The organism is Bradyrhizobium sp. 23AC (assembly GCF_054863025.1).
The window spans coordinates 347,398-367,422 of sequence record NZ_JAVAYN010000008.1 but is presented as its reverse complement, the minus strand read 5'-3'; the positions used below and the strand labels follow the sequence as shown (position 1 = coordinate 367,422).

Below are 20,025 nucleotides of genomic sequence, written 5' to 3'. Positions count from 1 at the left end.
GGCCTCAGCGTGCCGACCTCATTACTCCTTCGCGCTGATGAGGTGATCGAATAGAGATCCTATTTGCTGCGATGCACGAATTTCTTGTTGGCCCCAAAAGCGAAGTTCAGTGGCGGCCACGTTCGCGCCGCTGGGACACTGAGCCGACATGGGGGCGCCGGGCGTGCTTAGGAGTCCACGCACAAGCCCAATGATCTCAACGTCCCCCTACTGTGCATGGGGTTGTTCTTCAGCTTTTTGTTTTGAGGGCCGCCGAACCAGCCGCGCTCAGCGCCGGCCGCGCGGTGCCTCGGCCTTGGCGGGCTGTTCGGTCTGCGGGCCGCAGCTCGCGGCTGCAAGCGTCGCCTGCGCCTGTTGCATCAGGCCGGGCTCGGCGGCGAGCGCCTTCATCACGATCAGGCCGGTGGTGCTGGGGGAATCGATGATCAGGCGGTCGGCCGCGGTGACCTCCTCGTCCTCGGGCAGCTCATTGTGCTGCGCTTCCGTCATCAGGTCGAGCTCGATCACCTTGCGGCCCGCCGAGCGGTCGTTGATGGCGTAATAGGCGATCTCGTTGCGGGTGTAGAACGACACCGAGGTGTAGGCCTGGCTCACCGGCACCGTCAGCTTGATCGGTCCGCTTGTGAGGTCGTAGCGGCAGATCGCCAGCGCGAAGGCCGGGTCCATGAACGGCATCGGTGAAGTGTTGGGATCGGCGAGGGGAAGCTGGCTGACGCCGTTGAGCTTCGTCATCGGCGTCAGCCGCGAATAGGCATCCTGCGTCGCGATCCGCGGCAGCGCCAGCACGCTGACGAGGTGAACCACGAGGCCCAGCACCACGCCGGCAACGACGGTGAACAGGAGGCGGATCATGAGCAGCCCACCGTGCTGATGGTGGGCATCGGCGCATCGCGCTGGGTGCGCGTCGCAACGCCGACCGGGGTGTCGTAGAGGCGCAGCATCAGGGCGTAGCGCTCGATGCCGCCGGTCGGCAGCCAGTTGCCGGCGCGCGAGCGCGAGGCGATGCGGATCTCGAACGAGCCGTCGGACTGGCGCACGATCTCCTGGCTGGTGAAGCCGTAGCGGGCCAGCGAGTTGGCGACGAGGTGGCCCTTGCGGTCGTACAGCGTCAGCGTCCAGAACCGCGCCGGCGGCGTCACGCCGGAGACGATGACGTCGCAGCGGCCGTCGAGCGCCTTCTTCTTGTCGTCGGTGGTGGCGGTGAAGGCGACGCCGTCGCCGGTGCCGATCGGCAGCTCGCCGTTGCGCACGATGGTGGCGCGCGAATAGGGATCGACGTCCGCGGTGCCGGTGCGCGGCCGCGCGGTCCAGGCGCCGATGGTCAGCGCGCCGATCTCGGTGCCGCGCGTCGTCGTCATCCAGGTCGCGCCGAGGCCCACCACCGTCGCGAGCAGAAGGGCCGTCAATGTGATCAGGATCAGCCGCACTTGTTTCGATCAGTTCTTGCGCGGGGCGGAGGCGTTGGCATTCTCTTCCGCATAGTTCTGCGGGAAGGCGAGCGCGCTCGTCGCCGAGGGCGGCCTGGCCGCCTTGGTGTCGGCATCCGCCGATTTCTTTGCCGTCTTGGCGGCGTCATCCAGCAGCTTCTCAACGCGCACCAGGATGTCGGCGCCGCGCTTGGTCAGCACCGGCGGCGGACCCGGCTTGGTCTCCAGCACCTTCGGCGCCGCGTTGGCCTGCGCGTTGCTCACATGCTGCGGCGGCAGCTTCTGGCCCATGCCGATGCCGGGGATCTCCCGGACCTCGACGCCCTGATGCGCCGCGAGCATGATGTCGTGCCAGGTCTGCGCCGGCAGCGAGCCGCCGGTCATGCGGTTGGTCGGCGAGTAGTCGTCGTTGCCGTACCAGACCGCGCAGGTGAAATTGCCGGTGTAGCCGACGAACCAGGCGTCGCGATACGCGTTGGTCGTGCCGGTCTTGCCCGCGGTCGGAATGCCGTCGAGCGCGGCGCGGCGCGCGGTGCCTTCGCTGACGACGTGGCTCATCATGCCGGCCATGTCGGCGGCAACGGAGGCGGGGATCGCCTGCCGCGGCTTCGGCCCGTCGCGGTCCCAGCGCCAGACGAGGTCGCCGGCGCCGGTGCGCACTTCGAGCACCGAATGCGGCGTCACCGCCTTGCCGCGGTTGGGGAAGGTCGCGTAGGCGACCGCGTGCTCGAGCACGGTGACTTCGTCCGAGCCGATCGGCAGCGACGGCGTGTCGGGCAGCGGCGCCTTGAGGCCGAAGCGGCGCGCGACCTCGACGATCTTGGCGCGACCGATCTTGGCCGGGTTCGGCGCCTTCGGCTGCTCCTTCTGGCCGATCGCGATCGACAGCTTCACCGGCACGACGTTGATCGAGCGCGTGATCGCCTGCGTCAGCGTCACCGAGCCGGAATAGGAATGGCCATAGTTCTGCGGGCACCAATTGCCGATGCAGACCGGGCCGTCGACCACGATCGAGTTCGGCGTAAAACCGTTCAGCAGCGCGGTAGTGTAGACGTAAGGCTTGAACGACGAACCCGGCTGGCGGTAGGCGTCGGTGGCGCGGTTGAACTGGCTGGCGCCGTAGTCGCGGCCGCCGACCATGGCGCGGATGCCGCCGTCGAGGTCGGAGACCACGGTCGCGGCCTGGGTTGCGTGATAATCGCGGCCGAACTGGCGTAGCTGGTTCTCGACCGCGTCTTCCGCGGCCTTCTGCACATTGGCGTCGATGGCGAGGCGCACCACGAAGACGCGCTCAGTGTACGATTTGGGGAAGGTGTCGACCAGCTTGCGCATCTCGTCGAAGGCGTAGTCGAGATAGTAGTTCGGCGAGGCTTCGTCGCGGCGATCGACCGCGAAGGCCGGATTGCGGCGGGCGCCGAACACCTGGCCCTCGGTCATGAAGCCGGCATCGACGAGATTGTCGAGCACGACGTTGGCGCGGGCGCGGGCGGCGGGCAGGTTGATGTGCGGGGCGTATTTGGTCGGCGCCTTGAACAGGCCGGCGAGCATCGCGGCTTCCGCCAGAGTCACGTCGCGCGCGGATTTGTTGAAATAGAAATGCGCCGCGCCGTCGACGCCGAAGGTGCCACCGCCCATATAGGCGCGGTCCAGATACAGCTTGAGGATCTCGTTCTTGGTCAGGCGCCATTCCAGCCAAACCGCGAGGAAGGCCTCGTTGACCTTGCGCTCGATGGTGCGCTCATTGCTCAGGAACAGGTTCTTGGCGAGCTGCTGGGTGATCGACGAGCCGCCCTGGCGGACGCCGCCGGCTTGCGCGTTGGTGACGAGCGCGCGCGCGGTGCCGGCGATATCGATGCCGAAATGCTCGTAGAAGCGGCGGTCCTCGGTCGCCAGCGTCGCCTTGATCAGCACGTCCGGAAAGTCTTCCAGCGGGATCGAGTCGTTGTGCTTGATGCCGCGGCTGCCGATCGGGTTGCCGTAGCGGTCGAGGAAGCTCACGGCGAGATCGGATTTCTTCAGCCAGTCCTCGTCCGCGGTCTCGCGGAAGGCGGGGATGGCGAGGGTGAGCATCACGACCAGGCCGCCGAGCCCGAGGGTCGCGGCCTCCGACAGCGGCTCGATGAACACCCAGCGCTTCCAGCGTCCGACATAGAAGCGGTCCATGAAGGTCGAATAGCGCTCGTAGAGCTCGCGGATGCCTTTGGCCGAGGAGAACAGCGAGGAGTCGATGCGCGCATCGAGGTCCAGGAAGAAATTCCGGACCTTCTGCTTCCAATGCGGTGGTATGATCTGGCGCACCTAGAACCCTTGAGGCTTGGTTCGAAAGCGTTCAAGCACCCGGCCGGGGGCGGCATCGAGACGTCTTGAGGGAATGTTGCGGCAAACCCAAGGCGCCCGGCCAGCATCCGAGGGACTTGCTGTTCCTTCTAGCCGAGCGGGGCCCATAAACCAATGGTCAGGCTCGCGATTTTGAACAACAGGCCTAATTGACCCCGGTTCATTACGGGCCTCAGAGGCACCTTGCTTGCACCACCCCGGCCGCACGCCCTAGATGGCTTGAGCCGTAGCTCTTTCGAACTTTTGTTGAGGCGCATGACCGCAGTTCCCAAACGACCTACAGGCCAGGAGGGATTCTTCTGGAAAACCAAGACGTTGGAAGAGATGTCGGCGGGCGAATGGGAAAGCCTGTGCGACGGCTGCGGGCGCTGCTGCCTGAACAAGCTCGAGGACGAGGACACCGGGCAGATCTATTTCACCCATATCGGCTGCAAGCTGCTCGATGGCGCCAGCTGCGCCTGCAAGGACTATCCGAATCGCTCCGACAAGGTTCCGGACTGCGTCCGCCTGACCCCGGCCAATGTCCGCACCCTGAACTGGCTGCCGCCGAGCTGCGGCTACAAGCTCGTCGCTGAAGGGCGCGATCTCTATTGGTGGCATCCGCTGGTCTCCGGTGATCCCAACACCGTGCATGACGCCGGCGTCTCGGTGCGCGGCCGGGTCGAAGGCAGCGAGGACGAGATCCCGGACGAGGAGCTCGAGGACCACATCGTGCAATGGCCGGCCCTGCTGCCGAAGCGGGCCCGCCTGAAGCGACGTCCGAAGGACTGAACCGTCGTCAGGTCTTGCGTGGCGATCACGTCTTCGGGATGGCCCGGGGGCGGGATGCACCCATGCGCCGCGGCGTCTGCCTGGGAAGAACTTTGCTGTCTACATTGGGCTGCATAGAACGAATCCTTTGCGGCGTTGCGCCGCCCCACGACGTCCGAGCGAGATGAACAAGTTCGACCGGCAGAGCAGTTCTGCCGACATCCAGACTTTGCCTGACGATATCGCCGAGGAGCTGTCCCGGCTTCCGAGCGAAGTCATCAGCGTCGATGACGCGCCGTCCATCGCGCCGCCGGTGCCGCTGTCGCAGGACGAGGTCCGCACCATCGTCATCAGCCTGATGCTGACGATGTTTCTGGCGGCGCTCGACCAGACCATCGTGGCGACTGCGCTGCCGACCATCGGGCGCCAGTTCCAGGACGTCTCCAATCTCTCCTGGGTGATCACGGCTTACCTGCTCGCCTCGACCGCGGTGGCGCCGGTGTTCGGCACCTTGAGCGACATCTACGGCCGCCGCGTCATGATCATCATCTCGCTCAGCCTGTTCGTGGCGGGCTCGGTGCTGTGCGCGGTCGCGCCGAACATGCCGATGCTGATTTTAGCGCGCGGCCTTCAGGGGCTTGGCGGCGGCGGCATCATGCCTGTCGTGCAGACCGTGATCTCGGACGTCGTCTCCCCGCGCGAGCGCGGCCAGTACCAGGCCTATTTCTCCAGCGTCTGGATGGTCGGCGGCATTTTGGGCCCGGTCATCGGCGGCGTGTTCGCCGAGCATCTGCACTGGTCGATGATCTTCTGGATCAATCTGCCGCTCGCGGCCGCGGCCATCGTGATGCTGCTGCCGAAGATGAAGAAGATCCCGGTGTTCCACCGCAAGCGCAAGGTCGACTGGCTCGGCGGCGTGCTGCTGATGGCCTCCGCCGTCGTCTTCATGCTGGTGCTGACCTGGGGCGGCACGCGCTATCCCTGGCTGTCGCCGACCGTGCTGGCGATGGTGGGCGGCGCCGTCGCGCTCGCGGTCAGCTTCGTCTGGCACGCCCGGCGGGCCGACGAGCCGTTCCTGCCGTTGAAGCTGCTGACCGGATCGGTGGCGCCTTTCGCGCTGACCGCCGGCGGCTGCGGGCTCGGGGCGATCACCGGCCTCACCGTGCAGCTGCCGCTGTATTACGAGTCGGTCTACCATTTGAGCGCAAGCGAGGCCGGCCTTGCGCTGATCCCGCTCGCGGCGGTCTCGACCGTTGGCGCCGCCGTCGCCGGCCGCACCATGGCCCGTGCAAAACACTACAAGCGCGTCGCGATCATCGGCACGTCCTGGGCCGCGCTGTGCGGCCTCGGCCTCACGCTCACCACTCTGCCGCTGTGGGGCTTGCTCGCGCTGATGGCTGCCTTCGCGCTCGGGCTCGGCACCACCTTCCCGGTGTGCGTGGTCTCGCTGCAGAACTCGGTCGCGCGCCCGCAAGTCGGCACCATCACCGGCGCGATGAACTTCTTCCGCTCGCTGATGTCCTCGTTCACGGTCGCCGCGTTCGCCGCGATCCTGCTCATCGCGCTCGGCATCGACGTTCCGCTCGCCGGCGAGCACCACGCCGCGGGTTCCGTCGCTATTCCCGCTGAGGACATGCGGCACGCGTTCCGCTACGTGTTCGGCGCCGCCACCGCGCTGATGAGCATTGCCGCGCTGTGCCTGATCGCGATGGAGGAGCGGCCGCTGGCCGGTCCCACCACGGCGCAGCCGGTGGAGATGGCGGAGTAGGCGCCTAAAGCGCGATGCGATGAGGATGAATCGTCATCGCGCTTTAGGTTGTTGTTTAAGCATGATCTCTTCGGAAAACCGAAGCGCACTTTTCCGGATCATGCTCTAGCCGCCGCGGTCGGGATCCTCGTCGATAGTGCCCGCGCCCGTCGTCCGCGCTTTCGCCGCAAGCTTCTCTTTGAGCTGTGCCAGCGCGCTGGCGGACCAGTCATGGACATCGGTCACTGCGATCCAGGCATCGACATAATGCTCGGGCGCGTAGACATGGCCAAAGCCCATCGGCGTGTTGGTCGCAACCGCCATGTCGAGGGCGAGCTGGAGCATCGTCACGATCGGATACCATCGCAGCTCCGGTGACACGTCCGGCCCGCGCGGCGCGCTCATCCAGGCCGGGGCCTGGTAGGCATCGCGATAGGCGAAGAACGTGATCGCGTCGCTGGCATATTGCAGGTAGACGACGCGCATCGGACCCCACGGCGCGTCTGCCGGAACCGTCGGTCCGTTCTGGTTCATGAAGCGCACGAAGCGGTTGTCGCGGAATTCCGGCAGCCACGCCGGCGATCCCGGATTGCGGTTCGCCGTGATCGAGCGCCAGAGGCGGCTCTCGAACGGCGCCCCGCTCCATAGCGCGCCGGCAATGGGATCGCCGATCATCTCGAACAGCTCCGCGGATTTCTCCGAGTTCATGGCGCCGAGGCTGAGCCCGTGCAGATACAGTTTCGGCCGCTTGTTCCTCGGCAGCGTCGTCCAGTAGCCGTAGATCTCCGCGAACAGCGCGCGCGCCGCCTCCGCGCCGTATTCGGGCTGAAACAACAGCGACATCGGGCTGTTGAGATAGGAGTACTGCATCCCGACGCTGGCGACGTCGCCATGGTGGAGATATTCGACCGTGTCCATCGCAGCGGGGTCGATCCAGCCGGTGCCGGTCGGCGTGACGACGATCAGGATATTGCGATCAAAACCGCGCTGGCGCTTGAGCTCCTCGAGCGCAAGCCTGGCGCGCGCCTGCGCGGTGGCACCGCCGGCGAGGCCCACATAGACCCGGACCGGGTCCTGCGCCGGCCTTCCGCTGACGGCGCTGATCTCGGTTGCGTTCGGACCCGAGGCAATGAACCGGCGCCCCATGCGCCCGAGCTCTTGCCACTTCACCAGTGATGCCGGGCTTCCGGTCCGACCGGGATCAGTCGGCTGCGGGCGCTCGGGCTCGAGCAGGACGTCGAGTTCGCGGAAGGAGGAGTCGAGCGCGTTGAACGCCGTGCGGATCAGGACATTGCTGGCGATCGACCAGAACAGCAGGCCTGCGGCCAGTATGCCGACGACGTTGGCGAGCTTCCGCGGAATGACGCGCCTCGTGCGCGTGGCGAGGAAGCGGGCGAGCAGCGCGAACAGCCGTCCCAGCACCAGCAGCACGACGAATGTGATCAGGGCGATGACGCAGACCTTGAACGGATGCGCGGTCTCGACCGGCGCCATCTTCATCACGGCGCGGATCGAGTTCTGCCATTCGGCGGTTCGCCACAGAAAGACGATCACGACGAGCAGGCAACCAACTGCCGCCAGCGCATTCGCAATCGATCTGGCGCGCGCCGAAGGCTCGGGCAGCTCGAGATAGTGCCACAGCCGCCGCCACAGCACGCCGGCGAAATAGCCGATCGCAAAGCAGCCGCCGGCGAGGACGCCTTGCGTGAGATAGCTCCTGGGGATCAGCGTCGGCGTCAGTGCAGCCGCGAAGAACAGCGCGCCAAGCATGAGGCCGACGCCGGATAGCGAGAGGAGTTGTCGCCGAATGAACCGCGCCAGATCCATCAAAACGCCTCCCGGGCGAAATTGTCCTCAGGGCTTGTCTGAAAAGCTGCTCTTCCGCGGCAGCACAATCGTGAATTCGGTGAACTCGCCGGGCGTGGTCGCGACGTCGATCGTGCCGCCATGCTGCTTCACCACGATGTCGTGGCTCATCGACAATCCGAGGCCGGTGCCTTCGCCGGCCGGCTTGGTGGTGAAGAACGGATTGAACATCTTCTCCTTCACCGCGTCCGGGATTCCGGTGCCGTTGTCGCGGATTCGGATCTCGACGTGATCGCCGCGGTCGCGGGTCGCAGCGGTCACGACCGGCTCGTAACCGGTCGCCTCGGTCTCCGCCTTGCGCCTGGCGACCGCATGGAATCCGTTTCCGATCAGGTTCAGCAGCACCCGGGTAATCTCCTGCGGGAACACATCGGCCGAGCCTGCGGCCGGATCGAGCTCGCGTTTGAGCGTCACGTCGAACTGCGGCTTCTCGGCCCGTGCGCCGTGATAGGCGAGGTTGAGGCTCTCCTCGACGACGGCGTTGACGTCGCTCAACCGATGCTCGCCGCCGCCCTCGCGCGAATGCAGCAGCATGTTCTTGACGATGGAATCGGCGCGCCGCCCGTGCTGGACGATCTTCCCGAGATTGTCCTTCAATAGCCCGGTGAGCTCGCCGACTTCGCTGCGGACATCACCGGCGAGCGTCACGGGCGCGAGCACCTCGTTCAGCTCGTCGGTCAGCTCGGCGGACAGCGAGGCGAAATTGTTGACGAAGTTGAGCGGGTTCTTGATCTCATGCGCGATGCCGGCGGTGAGCTGGCCGAGCGAGGCGAGCTTCTCGGTCTGGACCAGACGGTCCTGTGCCGCGCGCAAATCGTCGAGCGACTTCGCAAGCTCCCGGGTGCGGTCCTGCACTTCGTCGAAGAGGCGCACATTCTCGATCGCGATGACGGCTTGGTCGGCGAAACTGGTAACGAGTTCGATTTGCTTTTCGCTAAACGGCCGGATTGCGCGACGTGCGAGAACAATAGCGCCAACAGTGCTGCCTTCGCGCAGTAGGGGCACACCCAGGAAGCTACGCGGATTGCCGCTCAAATCCTGGCCTTCAAAGGAGTAATCGGGGTCCTCGAGCACATCGGTGACATGAACAACCTTGTCGCCGAGCAGAGTCCTGCCCGTGATGGTACGCCTATCCGGCCGGACCGGAAGATCTCTTACATATTCGACGAATTTGGCTGGAAAGCCGTAGGAGCCCGCCCGGAAATAGGTGCTGCCGGATTTGCGGGTAATCGCCGCCATATCGGCTTCGCATAGTCGCGCCGCCGATTCGACCAGCGTATCGAGCACGGCCTGCAAGTCGAACGCCGAGCGGCTGATAACCTTGAGCACGTCGGCCGTTGCCGTCTGTTGTTGCAGCGACTCGGTCAAATTCTCGGTGCGCTGACGCAATTCACCAAGCAGCCGCGCGTTCTCGATGGCGATCACGGCTTGCGCCGCGAACTGGTTCAGCAAGGTGATCTGCTTCTCCGAGAAGGGGCGGCTCTCCTGCCTGAAGATCATGACGTTGCCGACCACGCGCTCATCCTGAAGCAACGGCACCGCGAGCAGGCAGCGGGCGCCGCCGAGATCGACCAGCGCCCGACGATTTGGCTCGCCGCTGCGATAGACGTCTGACTCCCGCAGGTCGACGATTTCGACGAACGGTTCGCCCTTCAAAAGACGCGCGGGCGCGGTGGCCGGACCATAGTTGAGGGGCGCCTTGCGCCGGTATTCATCGTAGGCGGGGGGCAGTCCGTAAGTGGCGGCTGTGCGGAACTGCGCGCCGTCGTAGGTGTTGAGCACGCCGAAACTGGCGCCGCAGAGCTGCATTGCCTTCCCGAGCATCGCCTCGAAGACCGGCACGAGATCCCCGGCCGATCGGCTGATGACGCTGAGCACCTCCGATGTTGCAGTCTGCTGCTCCAGTGACTCTGCGAGTTCGTGCGTCCGCGCCTGCACCTCGTTGAACAGCCGCGTGTTCTCGATCGCGATCACGGCCTGGTCGGCAAAGGTCTTGAGCAGGTTGATCGCCTTGTCCGGGAAATGGCCGGCTTGCGGCCGCGTCACGGCGATGGTGCCGATCGCGATGCCGTCGCGCAGCATCGGCACCGCGAGGATGCTGCGATAGCCCCGCGTCCGCGCCAGCTCCTTCATGGCCTCGGTGAGATCAGGCTCGTTCTGCATGTCGCTGCGGAAGGCATATTCTCCGCTTCGAGCCACCCGGCTGTGAATGCCCGGCGACGACAGCGGTGCGGGAAACGAGCTGAGCAGGTCGGCATTGCCGGCTTCATTATCCGTGGTGAAGGCGGCCAGATGCAGCTGGCCGTCGACCACGCGGGTGACGGTGGACGAATGTCCGCCGATCAGCGCCTTGGCACTGTCGGAGATGGCCTGGAACACCGGCGTGACGTCGGCAGGCGAAGCCGCGATCACCTTGAGGATGTCGGCGGTCGCGGTCTGACGCTCCAGCGCCTCCCGCGTCGCATTGAACAGGCTGACATTCTTGATGGCGATCACCGCCTGATCGGCGAAGGTCTGCAGCAGCCGCACATGATGCTCAGTGAAGGCGCCGGTCGCACGGCGCGTCGCGATGATGATGCCGATCGCTTCGCCCTCGCTCATCAGCGGCGCGAACAGCATGCTGCGATAGCCGCGGGCGCGCGCGATGTCGCGGGCGGCCGGCTCGAGCTCGGTGTCGGGCAGTTGCGCCGCCGCACCCTTGGCTACGAGCTGGTAGGGCGGGAATTGCGCGAACGGCACCGGGAACGAGGCCTGCAGCACGCGATCGCCGGCCGGATCGGTCGGAGTAAACGCGGCAAGGTGCGCAGCGCCGTCGACATAGCGCAGCACGGCCGTGGAGAAGCCGCCGATCAGCCGGTTGGCGTTGGCCGCAATGGCCTCGAACACGGGCTGCACGTCCGAGGGCGAGGCCGCCATCACCTTCAAAATGTCCGCCGTGGCGGTCTGGCGCTCCAGTGCCTCGCGCGTCGTGTTGAACAGCCGTGCATTCTCGATCGCGATCACGGCCTGGTCGGCAAGGGTCTGGAGCAGCTGCACGAGGTCGGGCGCGAACGCGCCAGGCTCGGCGCGGGTGACGCTGATCATGCCGACCGGCGTGCCCCGGTTCATCAGCGGCATGAACAGCACGCTGCGGAAGCCGCGCAGCCGCGCCAGATCGCGGTTCAGCTGCGGCACGTCGGCGGCTTCGCTGTCGGGAAACTGGATCGTCTCGCCGCCACGCACCAGCGCAAAGGTCGGAAACTCCGCGATCTTGCGCGGGAACGACGCCTTAAGCCCTTCGTCCGCTTCCGGACTGGTCGGCGTGAACGCCACGAGATGCAGCTCGTCGCCGATGAATTGAAGCACGGTGGCGGAGAAGCCGTCCAGCAGGCGCTTGGAACTCGACGCGATCGCCTCGAACACCGGCCGGGCATCGGAGGGCGAGGCCGCGATGGTGCGCAGGATCTCAGCGCTGGCGCTTTGGCGATCCCGCGCAGTCGCGAGCTCACTGCGCAGCTGCGTGTTCTCGGCTGCGGCCGACAGCAATCGGCGCTCGAGTTGTTCGATTTCGTTGGAAGGGGACGTCATTCCTGATCCGGCTCGATGCCGCGACATGCGCGGCACCGGCCCGGATTATCACATCTTCCGCGCCCTGAGCCAGCGCTTGCGGCGGAGGCCCGTCTCACGTGCCCGGCCGCGACACCTCCGTCTCCTTGCTGGTGATGAACTCCAGCAGCACCGGGATGCCCTCCTGCGTCTTCTGGATGCCGCGTTTGATCGCGGGGATGATGTCCTCTGGCCTCGTCACCCGCTCGCCATAGCCGCCGAAGGCGCGCGCCATCGCCGCATAGTCGCCGGAGATGTCGGTCGAGCGATATTTTTCGGTCGAGACCGGCATCACCTTCAGCTCGATCGCCATCGAGAAATTGTTCAAGAGGATCGACATGATCGGGATGCGCTCGCGCACCGCGGTCTCGAAATCCATGCCGGTGAAGCCGATCGCCGCATCGCCCCAGACATTGATGCAGAGCTGGTCGGGTTTTGCGAGTTTTGCTCCCATCGCAAGGCCCAAGCCGTAGCCGAGTTGCGTCGTCTTGCCCCAGCCGAGATAGGTGAGGGGTTTTACCGATTTCCAGAACGGCGAGAGCTGGTCGCGCGGACTGCCGGCATCGTGCGTGATGATGGTGTTCTCGATGTCGACGGTGTGCTGAAGATCCCACAACACGCGATACGGGCTCAGCGGCGCGTCGTTGCTGGTGAGCTTCGGCATCCATTTCGCCAACCACTCCTTGTGCGAGGCCGCGATCTCGGCCGCGACCGCGGAGGCATCGCGATCCGCGGTGACGGACTTGCCGATCTCATCGAGCAGGGCATCGAGCACGAGGCCGGCATCACCGACGAGGCCGATTTTCGCTTCCACATCCTTGTTGAGATGATTGGGATCGAGCGTGGAATGGATGATGGTCTTGCCCTTCGGCATCGCGATGCCAAAGTTGGTCTCGGTGAAGGAGCAGCCGATACCGAAGATGATTTCGGCCTCGGCGAGGAATTTTGGCACCGCACGCGGCACCGCAAGACCGCCCGAGCCGAGCGAGAGCGGATGCGTTTCCGGAAACGCCGATTTGCCCCCTAAGCTGGTGGTGACGGGGATCGCCAGCCGCTCCGCGAGCCGCTTCAACTGCGGCCAGGCCTGCGCGTAATGCACGCCCTGGCCGGCATAGATCACCGCACGCTTGGCGTTGACGAGCAGCGCTGCTGCCTCCTTCACATGCACGGGGTCGGCGCCGTAGCGGGTGCGCAGCACCGGCGTGTAGTCGAGTGGCTCCGGCACCTCCTCGTTCCACATGTCGGAGGGGATTTCGACGATGACGGGACCGCCGCGGCCGTTCTTCAACTTGGTGAAGGCGCGGCGGAAGATGTTGGCGACTTCGGTCGCGAGGATGATCGGCTCGGACGATTTCGCGAACGGCTTCATCGCCTCGCTGGAATTGAAGTTCGGCTCGATATGCGCAAGCCGGCGCTGATAGCCCATCGGCAGCACCAGCACGGGCACGGATTCGCCAAAGCACTGCGCGACGCCGCCCATCGCATTCTCCGCGCCGGGTCCATGCTGCATGCAGAACGCGCCGATGCTGCGCCCCGAGGTCACGCGCGAGATCGCATCCGCCATGTGGATGCCGACGCGCTCCTGCCGCACCATCACCGGGCGGATCTCGGCCTTGGCCGCATGCTCGATCAGATGGTTGACCGGATAGCCGCAGAGGATCTCGATTCCCTCGCGCCTCATGATTTCCGCAATGGCGGTGCCGAGCTTCATGGCGTCTCTCCCTGGGCGGGCCGGTTGGTCCGGCGTTGGGGGAGAGAGGATCAGGAAATTGGGGGAGGGTAAAGCGCGGGGACGCGAATGAGGCGGTAGGTCAGCCATGCGCTCGGGTTGCGGGAAGCGCCGTCCTACTTGCAGTTCCGACAGATCATCAGCTTGCGCTTCAACGCCTCGTCTTCCTGATCGATCAATTCCTGAGCCGAGTTGCCTTTCGTATCCGGATTGGACTTGTCCGGATTGACTTTGGCGCCCTTTGCGGCACGCGACGTGATCGGTCGCGTCGTCGGACCCGGAGTGTCATTGTCGTCACTGGTGGCACGGAAGCCGTCATAGTCGGCGGCAGAATTCGGCGCTTGTGGGAGTCCGCCAGTCGCGGGTGCCGGTAACATCCTGTCCGACGCTGCCGGGGAATTTTTGGCATTCGCCCGTGGCTGCGATGCCTTGGGCGGAGCAAGCGAAACCGGCGGCGCGGTCTGTCCCCTCGCGCTGTCCTGAGACCAGACGCCGACAAACAAGAGGCTGAGTGCCAGGAGCGTCACGCTTCTCATCCGCATCCTTCACCAGCTCCGGTCCATCGATTGACAGCATGGCTCGCCGAGCCACGCCGAAGACTATCAGGACTCATATGACGGTCAAAGTGCTACGATCGCTTGTGTTGCCCGACAGGCAAAACACACCAGCGGTAGGTCTATGACTGTGCGTCAAAATATTCGCATTTACAGAAATTCTGATTTGACGTACAACCTGCGCCATCCCGCCCGCCACAAGGGGCGTTTCGCGATCGTCACGGGACGCGGGTCGGGATGCGGTGGCCGCGACGGCGTCGGCGCGTGATGTTGGTTGCAGGGCGGAGATCCCGTGAGCAGCGGCAGGCGCGATACGACACGGCGCTGACAGCGTCCTTGTTCGGCCCCGATGGCGAGCGCACGCCAGCAATCGGGAACGCGGATGGGGATGTGCGCGGACGGAGAAGTCGTGTGGTCCTGACGCCCGGGGTCTGTGCGTCAAGGCTTGCGGTGATGTGGCGGCCCGACCGGGTCCGCGCATCGATCATCCGCAAGGCGACGGGGGCAATAGTGCATCGCTCCCCGGGGAGAGCACGAAGGACACCGTGAAAACCATCGCGCAGGGAAGGCCGGGCGACCGGCATCACCTGTTGTCCACCCCGTGCGCGTTCTCAAGCACACGCGGGACTTCGGGTGCCAGCCGGCGCCCGGCCTTCCCTGCGCCCTTGCTTTTGACGGGGGCGGAAGCGGACAGCAAAGCTCGGGCGAAACAAGCCGCGAGGATGAGCAGCCATGTCTATCGTCTATCGCAAAAAAAATCGGTCTCGTGCCCCGGACGCAGCGCAACGCGCCGCGTCTTCGCGGCGTGGTGCGCTGCAGAGCCGGGGCCCATGCATCAGCGGAATGTGCAGCCTTCTGGGTCCCGGCTCTGCGCAGCAGCGTAAGAACGCTGCAGCGCGTCCGGGACACGAGGGACGGGCGTTACGGTCATCGTCATTGCGAGCGCAGGACTTGTCCGCCGAAGCCTTGGCGAAGGCGGAAGCAATCCGCTCGCAATGACGGAGGTTGGAGAGACGCCGATGTCTATTACGCCGACCGGCGCCTCGCTACGCCTTCTCCTCCAGCGCGCGGCGCAGCCTTCGGATGATGACGCCGCGGGCGCGGTCGTCGGCGGCTGCCCCAACCCTGTCGTTGATGTCGAGCATGAGCTCCGACATCTCGTTGTGCCAGTCGAGACGGGTCACGGCCTCCGGCGCGAGCCGCCGGCGGTGATCGACGTCGAGCACGCGCGGTTCGGCAGCGGCGAGCTCGTAGATATCGTCGAGTATCGGCTGGTAGACCCTGGACGCCGGAACGATGCGCTCGGCGACGCGTTCGGCGAGCCCCGCGATCGCGCCTTCCTCACCATGGACCAGGAACAGCCCGCGGGAAATGGGCCGGCGTGCCGCGATCCAGCTGGCGATGCCGGCGCCGTCGGCATGGCCCGAATATTCGTCGATCATGCGGATGCGGGCCGCGACCTTGATCTCCTCGCCCTGGATCCGCACGGCCTTGGCCCCGTTCTGGAGGAAGCGGCCGAGCGTGCCGTTGGCCTGGAAGCCGGCGAGCAGCACGGTCGCGCGCTCGTTCCACAGCCAGCGCTTCAGATGATGGCGAATGCGGCCGGCATCGCACATGCCGCTCGCGGCGATGATGATATGGAATCCGGACAGGCGCATGATCGCCTTGCTCTCGTCCGCGCTCTCGGTGAATTTGAGATGCGGCGAGTTGAGCAGGCGCGCAGCGTCGACGGAGGGGTCGAGGCTCTCGGCATGGCGGCGGAACACTTCGGTGGCGCGGATCGCGAGCGGAGAGTCGAGGAAGATCGGCGCGGTCGGAATCTCGCCGTGCTCCATCAGGTCGACGAGGTCGACGATCAGCTCCTGGGTGCGCTCGACCGCGAAGGCAGGCATCAACAGCGCGCCGCCGGCCGTCGCGGCATCGCGCACCTCGGCCGCGAGGTGCTTGCGGCGGAGCTCAGGTGTGGTGGCCTCGCGCAGCCGGTCGCCGTAGGTCGATTCCGAGATGACGTAGTCGAAATCGGCCGGCGCTTCGGGATCAGGCTGCAGCAGCTTGGCCTCCGGCCCGACGTCGCCGGACAGCAGCACGCGCAGCGGGCGTGGCGCGCCCCGTTCGGCGATTTCGAGCTCGATCGAGGCCGAGCCGAGCAGATGGCCGGCGTTCCAGTAGCGCGCGCGGACGCCCGGGATCACGTCGGTCCAGCGTTCATAGTCGACCGCGCGAAACGATTGCAGCGATGCGATCGCATCGGCCTGCGTGTAGATCGACGCTACCTGCTTTCGTCCGCGCGAGGCATTGCGGCGGTTGAGCTGCGTGACTTCCGATTCCTGGATGCTGCCGGCGTCGGGCAGCATGTAGGAGCAGAGGTCGATCGTGCCGCGCGTCGCCAGGATCGGTCCGTCGAATCCCGCGCGCACGAGTTTCGGCAACAGGCCGCTATGGTCGATATGGGCGTGCGTGAGCAGCACGGCATCGATATCGGCGGGACGGAACGGAAAGGCGCCGTAGTTGAGCTCCTTCAGCGTCTTCTGGCCCTGGAACAGGCCGCAATCGACCAGGAAGCGGCCCGTCGCGGTCTGGAACAGATAGCTCGAACCGGTCACGGTGCGGGCGGCGCCGCAGAATCGAACGGTGGTGCTCATGGCGTCGTCTCCGGAAGATGTATCGTGGTCAGCTCGGACCGCAAGGCGGCCGCGAGACTCTGGTCGAGCGCAATCGCGTTGGTCGGATGCGAAACGCTGTCGGTCGAGCGGATCGAGCGGATGCCGGCTTCGGTGAATGCACCGATCATCGCAGGCGGAAACAGCGCGTGCGTGATGACCGCATCGACGGCGGTGGCGCCCATCGCCGTCAGAGCCTTTGCCGCGGCCATCAGCGTGGTCCCGGACGAGACGATGTCGTCCACCAGGAGCGCCGGCCGTCCCGAGAGCAGGCCGGGATCGGCAAAGCTGATGGCCACGGAACGATCGCCGTGCCGCGTCTTTTGCGCCACCGTGTGCTGCAATCGCAGCCGGCTCGCAATGTCGCTCACCCAGGGCTCGGACTCCATGTCGGGCCCGATCACGATGGTCGCGGGGTCGATGCCGCCCGTGGCCAGCGCGTTGGCAATCGCCGGCATGGCGGACAGGTTCTCCGCTTCGATGCCTGGAAAGACCGACCTGATGTCGGGGGTGCGGTGCAGGTGCGCATCCACGGTGACGATGCGGTCCACGGTCGTTGCAAGCAGACTGCCCATGGCCCGCTGACTGATGGCCTCGCCCGCATGAAATGCAGCATCCTGCCGCATGTAGCAGAGATAGGGCGCGACCAGCACCAGCCGCTTCGCGCCGTTGCGTCGCAATGCCTCCGCAGCGAACAGCAGGGCGATCAGCTTGTCGTTGGGTTGATCGAGCGGGGCATACAGGAGGGTGGTGTCGGTCGCCGGCGCGACGGCAACGCGCAGCTCGCCGTCCGGAAAACGATGCACGGCGATCTCGGCGCAGCCAAGCCCGAGCCGTGCCGCGAGGCGCTTCGCCGCATCGCTGCCGCCGGGCAATGTCTGGAGCGCGATCGTGCTCACGACGCCGACTTGCCTTGCAGGTCGTCATGACCGTTGACGATGTAACCGCTCTCCTCAGTGGCGGCGTCGGAAGCCAGATCGTGCTCGGGGCGGTCGAACGTGTAGACACGATACAGCGGCTCGCCCTGCTCGACGCGATCGCCGATCTTCTTGAACAGGCGGATGCCGGCGCCCTTGTCGAGCGGCGCGCCGGCGGTGCGGGCGAGGCGGTTCAGACGCAGGCAGTCGATCGCGGACACGTTGCCGTCATGCGCCGCCTTGACGTCGAAGCTGAGCGATCCGAGCTCGCTGCTGCATGTCGACGGACCCTGGGCGTCGATGATCTTCTGCATCTGTTTCAGCGCCGCACCGCTGTCGAGCAGTTCGCGCGCCCGCGCATAGCCGGCGCCGCCGCGCAGCTTCGGATCGTATTCCAGGAGATGGGCGGCGAGGCGGAGCGATTTCTCGCGCAGGTCGCGCGGCGCATCCTTGTCGTTGCCGAGCACGGCCATGACGTCGTTGGCCTCGAGCACCGGCCCGATGCCGTTGCCGATCGGCTGGCTTCCGTCGGTCGTGATCACCTCGACCGTGCGGCCGAAGCGGTCGCCGACGAATTCGAACAGCTTGCGCAGCCGCATCGCCTCGACGCCATTGGTGACCTTCGCGGTCGGCCCGACCGGAATGTCGATCAACAGATGCGTCGAGCCCGCCGCGATCTTCTTGGACATGATAGAGGCGACCATCTGCTCGCGGGTGTCGAGGCTCAGCGGGCGCTCGACCGAGATCAGGACGTCGTCGGCCGGCGACAGGTTCACGTGCCCGCCCCAGATCAGGCAGCCGTTGCAGGCCGAGACGATCGCCTTCATCTCCTCGACGCCGACATTCACCCGCGCCAGCACCTCCATGGTGTCGGCGGTGCCGGCAGGCGAGGTGATGGCGCGCGAGGAGGTCTTGGGGATCGGCAGGCCATGGGCGGCGACGATCGGCACCACGACCATCGAGGTGCGATTGCCGGGAATGCCGCCGATGCAATGCTTGTCGACGACGACAGGCGTCGGCCACACCAATTGCGTGCCCGCCTGCGCCATCGCACCGGTGAGGGCAAGCAACTCGTCGCTGGTGATGAAGCTCGCCGAACCGATCAGGAAGGCGGCGATCTCCATGTCGGAGTAACGATAATGCGCGAGGTCGTTGATGATCGCGCCGATCTCGGCCTGGCTCAGGGTTCGCCCGCGGATCTTCGCGCGCACCGCTTCCAGGCTCTCCGGAGGTGCCGCGGGCCTGACCGTGACCAGCGTGCCGACGCCTTGCGCGAAGCGCCGGAAGGCGGGTTCAGAGAGTCCGATCTCGTCCGGGGCCACCAGCGTATCGTCGTCCGTGATCAGCAACGTCGCCAGCAGGACCTTACCGCCCTGACGCAGCTCGACGCGGCTGAAGCCGCGGAAGATCTCGGCGCGCAGCGCCTTCGATTGCCTGGAGACGACGACGACGACGTTCTCGCGGCCGGTATCGAGCCGGACGCGGCGGATCTTCAGTTGCGAGTGCGGAAGGTCTGGATGCATGGAGAGGCCGGCAAGGAGTAACACGGCCTCCATGCTTAGACGTCGCCGTTCTGATGCTGTTGACCCAGATCATGGCCCGCGCGAGGGACATGGGTGGGCTGTTGCGGGCCGTCACGCAGGCGCGCTGCTGCAGGCGCATCGGTCTGGAAATGACAGGGGAAGCCGAATGCCGTGGCGATATCGCCGATGTTGGCCGGCCAAATCGGGGATCGGGCTACTTTATCCCCGTGCTGATCGCGACAAACTTGTTGTTGAGGAGGGCGCCGCCCATGGTGTTCACGGCCGTTATGATCGCCAGCGCGATGCCTGCGGCAATGAGGCCGTACTCGATCGCGGTTGCACCATTCTCATCGGCAAGGAAGGACCTAAGCAAACGCATTGCCAACTCCCGTTCATCCGATCCAACGTATGGCCGCGTCGTCATCGGACTTGCAAATAGATCGAATAAGTCTTTATGCGCGCCAAAAGAATTAAGCCCGGGCGAACGCGCCCCTGCTCATACGACGGCATTCATTAAATTAAGGTTCCATCGATCCGTGCAAATGGATTCATCTCGGCAGGCCTCGGCCGGGCTGCGCGGGCGCTGCGTCCGTCAGGGCACCATCGTGCGACCGCTTAACCGATTGTTGAGCCTGTTCGTCAGGCGCTCAATCGCGGCGGTCCGCATTCAGCGCCCGCAACATCGCGATGCGGGCGAACATCACCCAGCCGCCGCCCGTCTCGGCCGCATTGATCAAGGTCTCGATGGCGGTCTGCCAGCGCGGCTCGTGCTGGACGTCCTCGGGCAGCCGCATGATGTAGTCGGCCGCCTCCTGAAACGTCAGCAGCTGGCGCTTGTTGCTCACGCGAACGGGATCGTCGAACGCCGTCGACCAGGGCATGTCAGGCCGCCTGATCGGCGAGGGGTGGCATCACGGCGCAATCGCGGGG

General features: G+C 65.7%; 14 protein-coding genes. 2 read left to right on the top strand and 12 right to left on the bottom strand.

Annotated elements, in window-relative coordinates:
* Positions 1-267: 267 nt before the first annotated feature.
* The 3 genes from RAD10_RS21710 to RAD10_RS21700 are packed head-to-tail and all read right to left on the bottom strand — an operon-like array spanning position 268 to position 3,725.
* Positions 268-852 carry a DUF1254 domain-containing protein gene (locus tag RAD10_RS21710; RefSeq protein ID WP_091953120.1) on the bottom strand — a complete coding sequence of 195 codons (585 nt, stop codon included), beginning with the start codon at positions 850-852 and terminating at the stop codon, positions 268-270.
* Positions 849-1,427: a DUF1214 domain-containing protein gene (locus RAD10_RS21705; protein ID WP_018315808.1), complete on the bottom strand. Its 579-nt coding sequence runs from the start codon at positions 1,425-1,427 to the stop codon at positions 849-851. The genes RAD10_RS21710 and RAD10_RS21705 overlap by 4 nt, the downstream gene beginning before the upstream one ends.
* Before the next feature lie 9 nt (positions 1,428-1,436).
* A complete protein-coding gene (locus RAD10_RS21700; RefSeq protein ID WP_091953118.1) occupies positions 1,437-3,725 on the bottom strand; it encodes a transglycosylase domain-containing protein in 2,289 nt (762 codons plus the stop codon).
* A gap of 294 nt (positions 3,726-4,019) precedes the next feature.
* Between RAD10_RS21700 and RAD10_RS21695 the strand changes: the two genes are divergently transcribed.
* On the top strand, positions 4,020-4,535 hold the full coding sequence (locus RAD10_RS21695) for a YcgN family cysteine cluster protein (RefSeq protein ID WP_461619183.1): 516 nt from the start codon (positions 4,020-4,022) through the stop codon (positions 4,533-4,535).
* 163 nt (positions 4,536-4,698) lie between these two features.
* Positions 4,699-6,282 carry an MDR family MFS transporter gene (locus RAD10_RS21690; RefSeq protein ID WP_461619182.1) on the top strand — a complete coding sequence of 528 codons (1,584 nt, stop codon included), beginning with the start codon at positions 4,699-4,701 and terminating at the stop codon, positions 6,280-6,282.
* A gap of 105 nt (positions 6,283-6,387) precedes the next feature.
* Here RAD10_RS21690 and RAD10_RS21685 read toward each other — a convergent pair whose 3' ends face one another.
* The 9 genes from RAD10_RS21685 to RAD10_RS21645 form a co-directional block, all read right to left on the bottom strand.
* Complete coding sequence (locus RAD10_RS21685) at positions 6,388-8,088, bottom strand: alpha/beta hydrolase (protein WP_461619181.1); 1,701 nt, start codon at positions 8,086-8,088, stop codon at positions 6,388-6,390.
* A 27-nt stretch (positions 8,089-8,115) separates the two neighbouring features.
* The gene (locus tag RAD10_RS21680) at positions 8,116-11,694 is read right to left on the bottom strand and encodes a GAF domain-containing protein (protein WP_461619180.1); all 3,579 of its coding nucleotides are present in this window, start codon (positions 11,692-11,694) and stop codon (positions 8,116-8,118) included.
* A 94-nt stretch (positions 11,695-11,788) separates the two neighbouring features.
* Positions 11,789-13,531: a thiamine pyrophosphate-requiring protein gene (locus tag RAD10_RS21675; RefSeq protein ID WP_461619179.1), complete on the bottom strand. Its 1,743-nt coding sequence runs from the start codon at positions 13,529-13,531 to the stop codon at positions 11,789-11,791.
* Between the two features lie 26 nt (positions 13,532-13,557).
* On the bottom strand, positions 13,558-13,977 hold the full coding sequence (locus tag RAD10_RS21670) for a hypothetical protein (RefSeq protein WP_461619178.1): 420 nt from the start codon (positions 13,975-13,977) through the stop codon (positions 13,558-13,560).
* Between the two features lie 1,064 nt (positions 13,978-15,041).
* Positions 15,042-16,637 carry an MBL fold metallo-hydrolase gene (locus RAD10_RS21665; protein WP_461619177.1) on the bottom strand — a complete coding sequence of 532 codons (1,596 nt, stop codon included), beginning with the start codon at positions 16,635-16,637 and terminating at the stop codon, positions 15,042-15,044.
* Complete coding sequence (locus RAD10_RS21660) at positions 16,634-17,554, bottom strand: ribose-phosphate pyrophosphokinase (RefSeq protein ID WP_461619176.1); 921 nt, start codon at positions 17,552-17,554, stop codon at positions 16,634-16,636. The genes RAD10_RS21665 and RAD10_RS21660 overlap by 4 nt, the downstream gene beginning before the upstream one ends.
* Positions 17,551-19,095 carry a thymidine phosphorylase family protein gene (locus tag RAD10_RS21655; protein ID WP_461619194.1) on the bottom strand — a complete coding sequence of 515 codons (1,545 nt, stop codon included), beginning with the start codon at positions 19,093-19,095 and terminating at the stop codon, positions 17,551-17,553. Before RAD10_RS21655 ends, RAD10_RS21660 begins: the two co-directional genes overlap by 4 nt.
* Positions 19,096-19,309: 214 nt before the next feature.
* On the bottom strand, positions 19,310-19,474 hold the full coding sequence (locus RAD10_RS21650; protein WP_018315817.1) for a Flp family type IVb pilin: 165 nt from the start codon (positions 19,472-19,474) through the stop codon (positions 19,310-19,312).
* A gap of 268 nt (positions 19,475-19,742) precedes the next feature.
* Positions 19,743-19,976: a hypothetical protein gene (locus tag RAD10_RS21645; RefSeq protein WP_461619175.1), complete on the bottom strand. Its 234-nt coding sequence runs from the start codon at positions 19,974-19,976 to the stop codon at positions 19,743-19,745.
* Positions 19,977-20,025 lie beyond the last annotated feature (49 nt).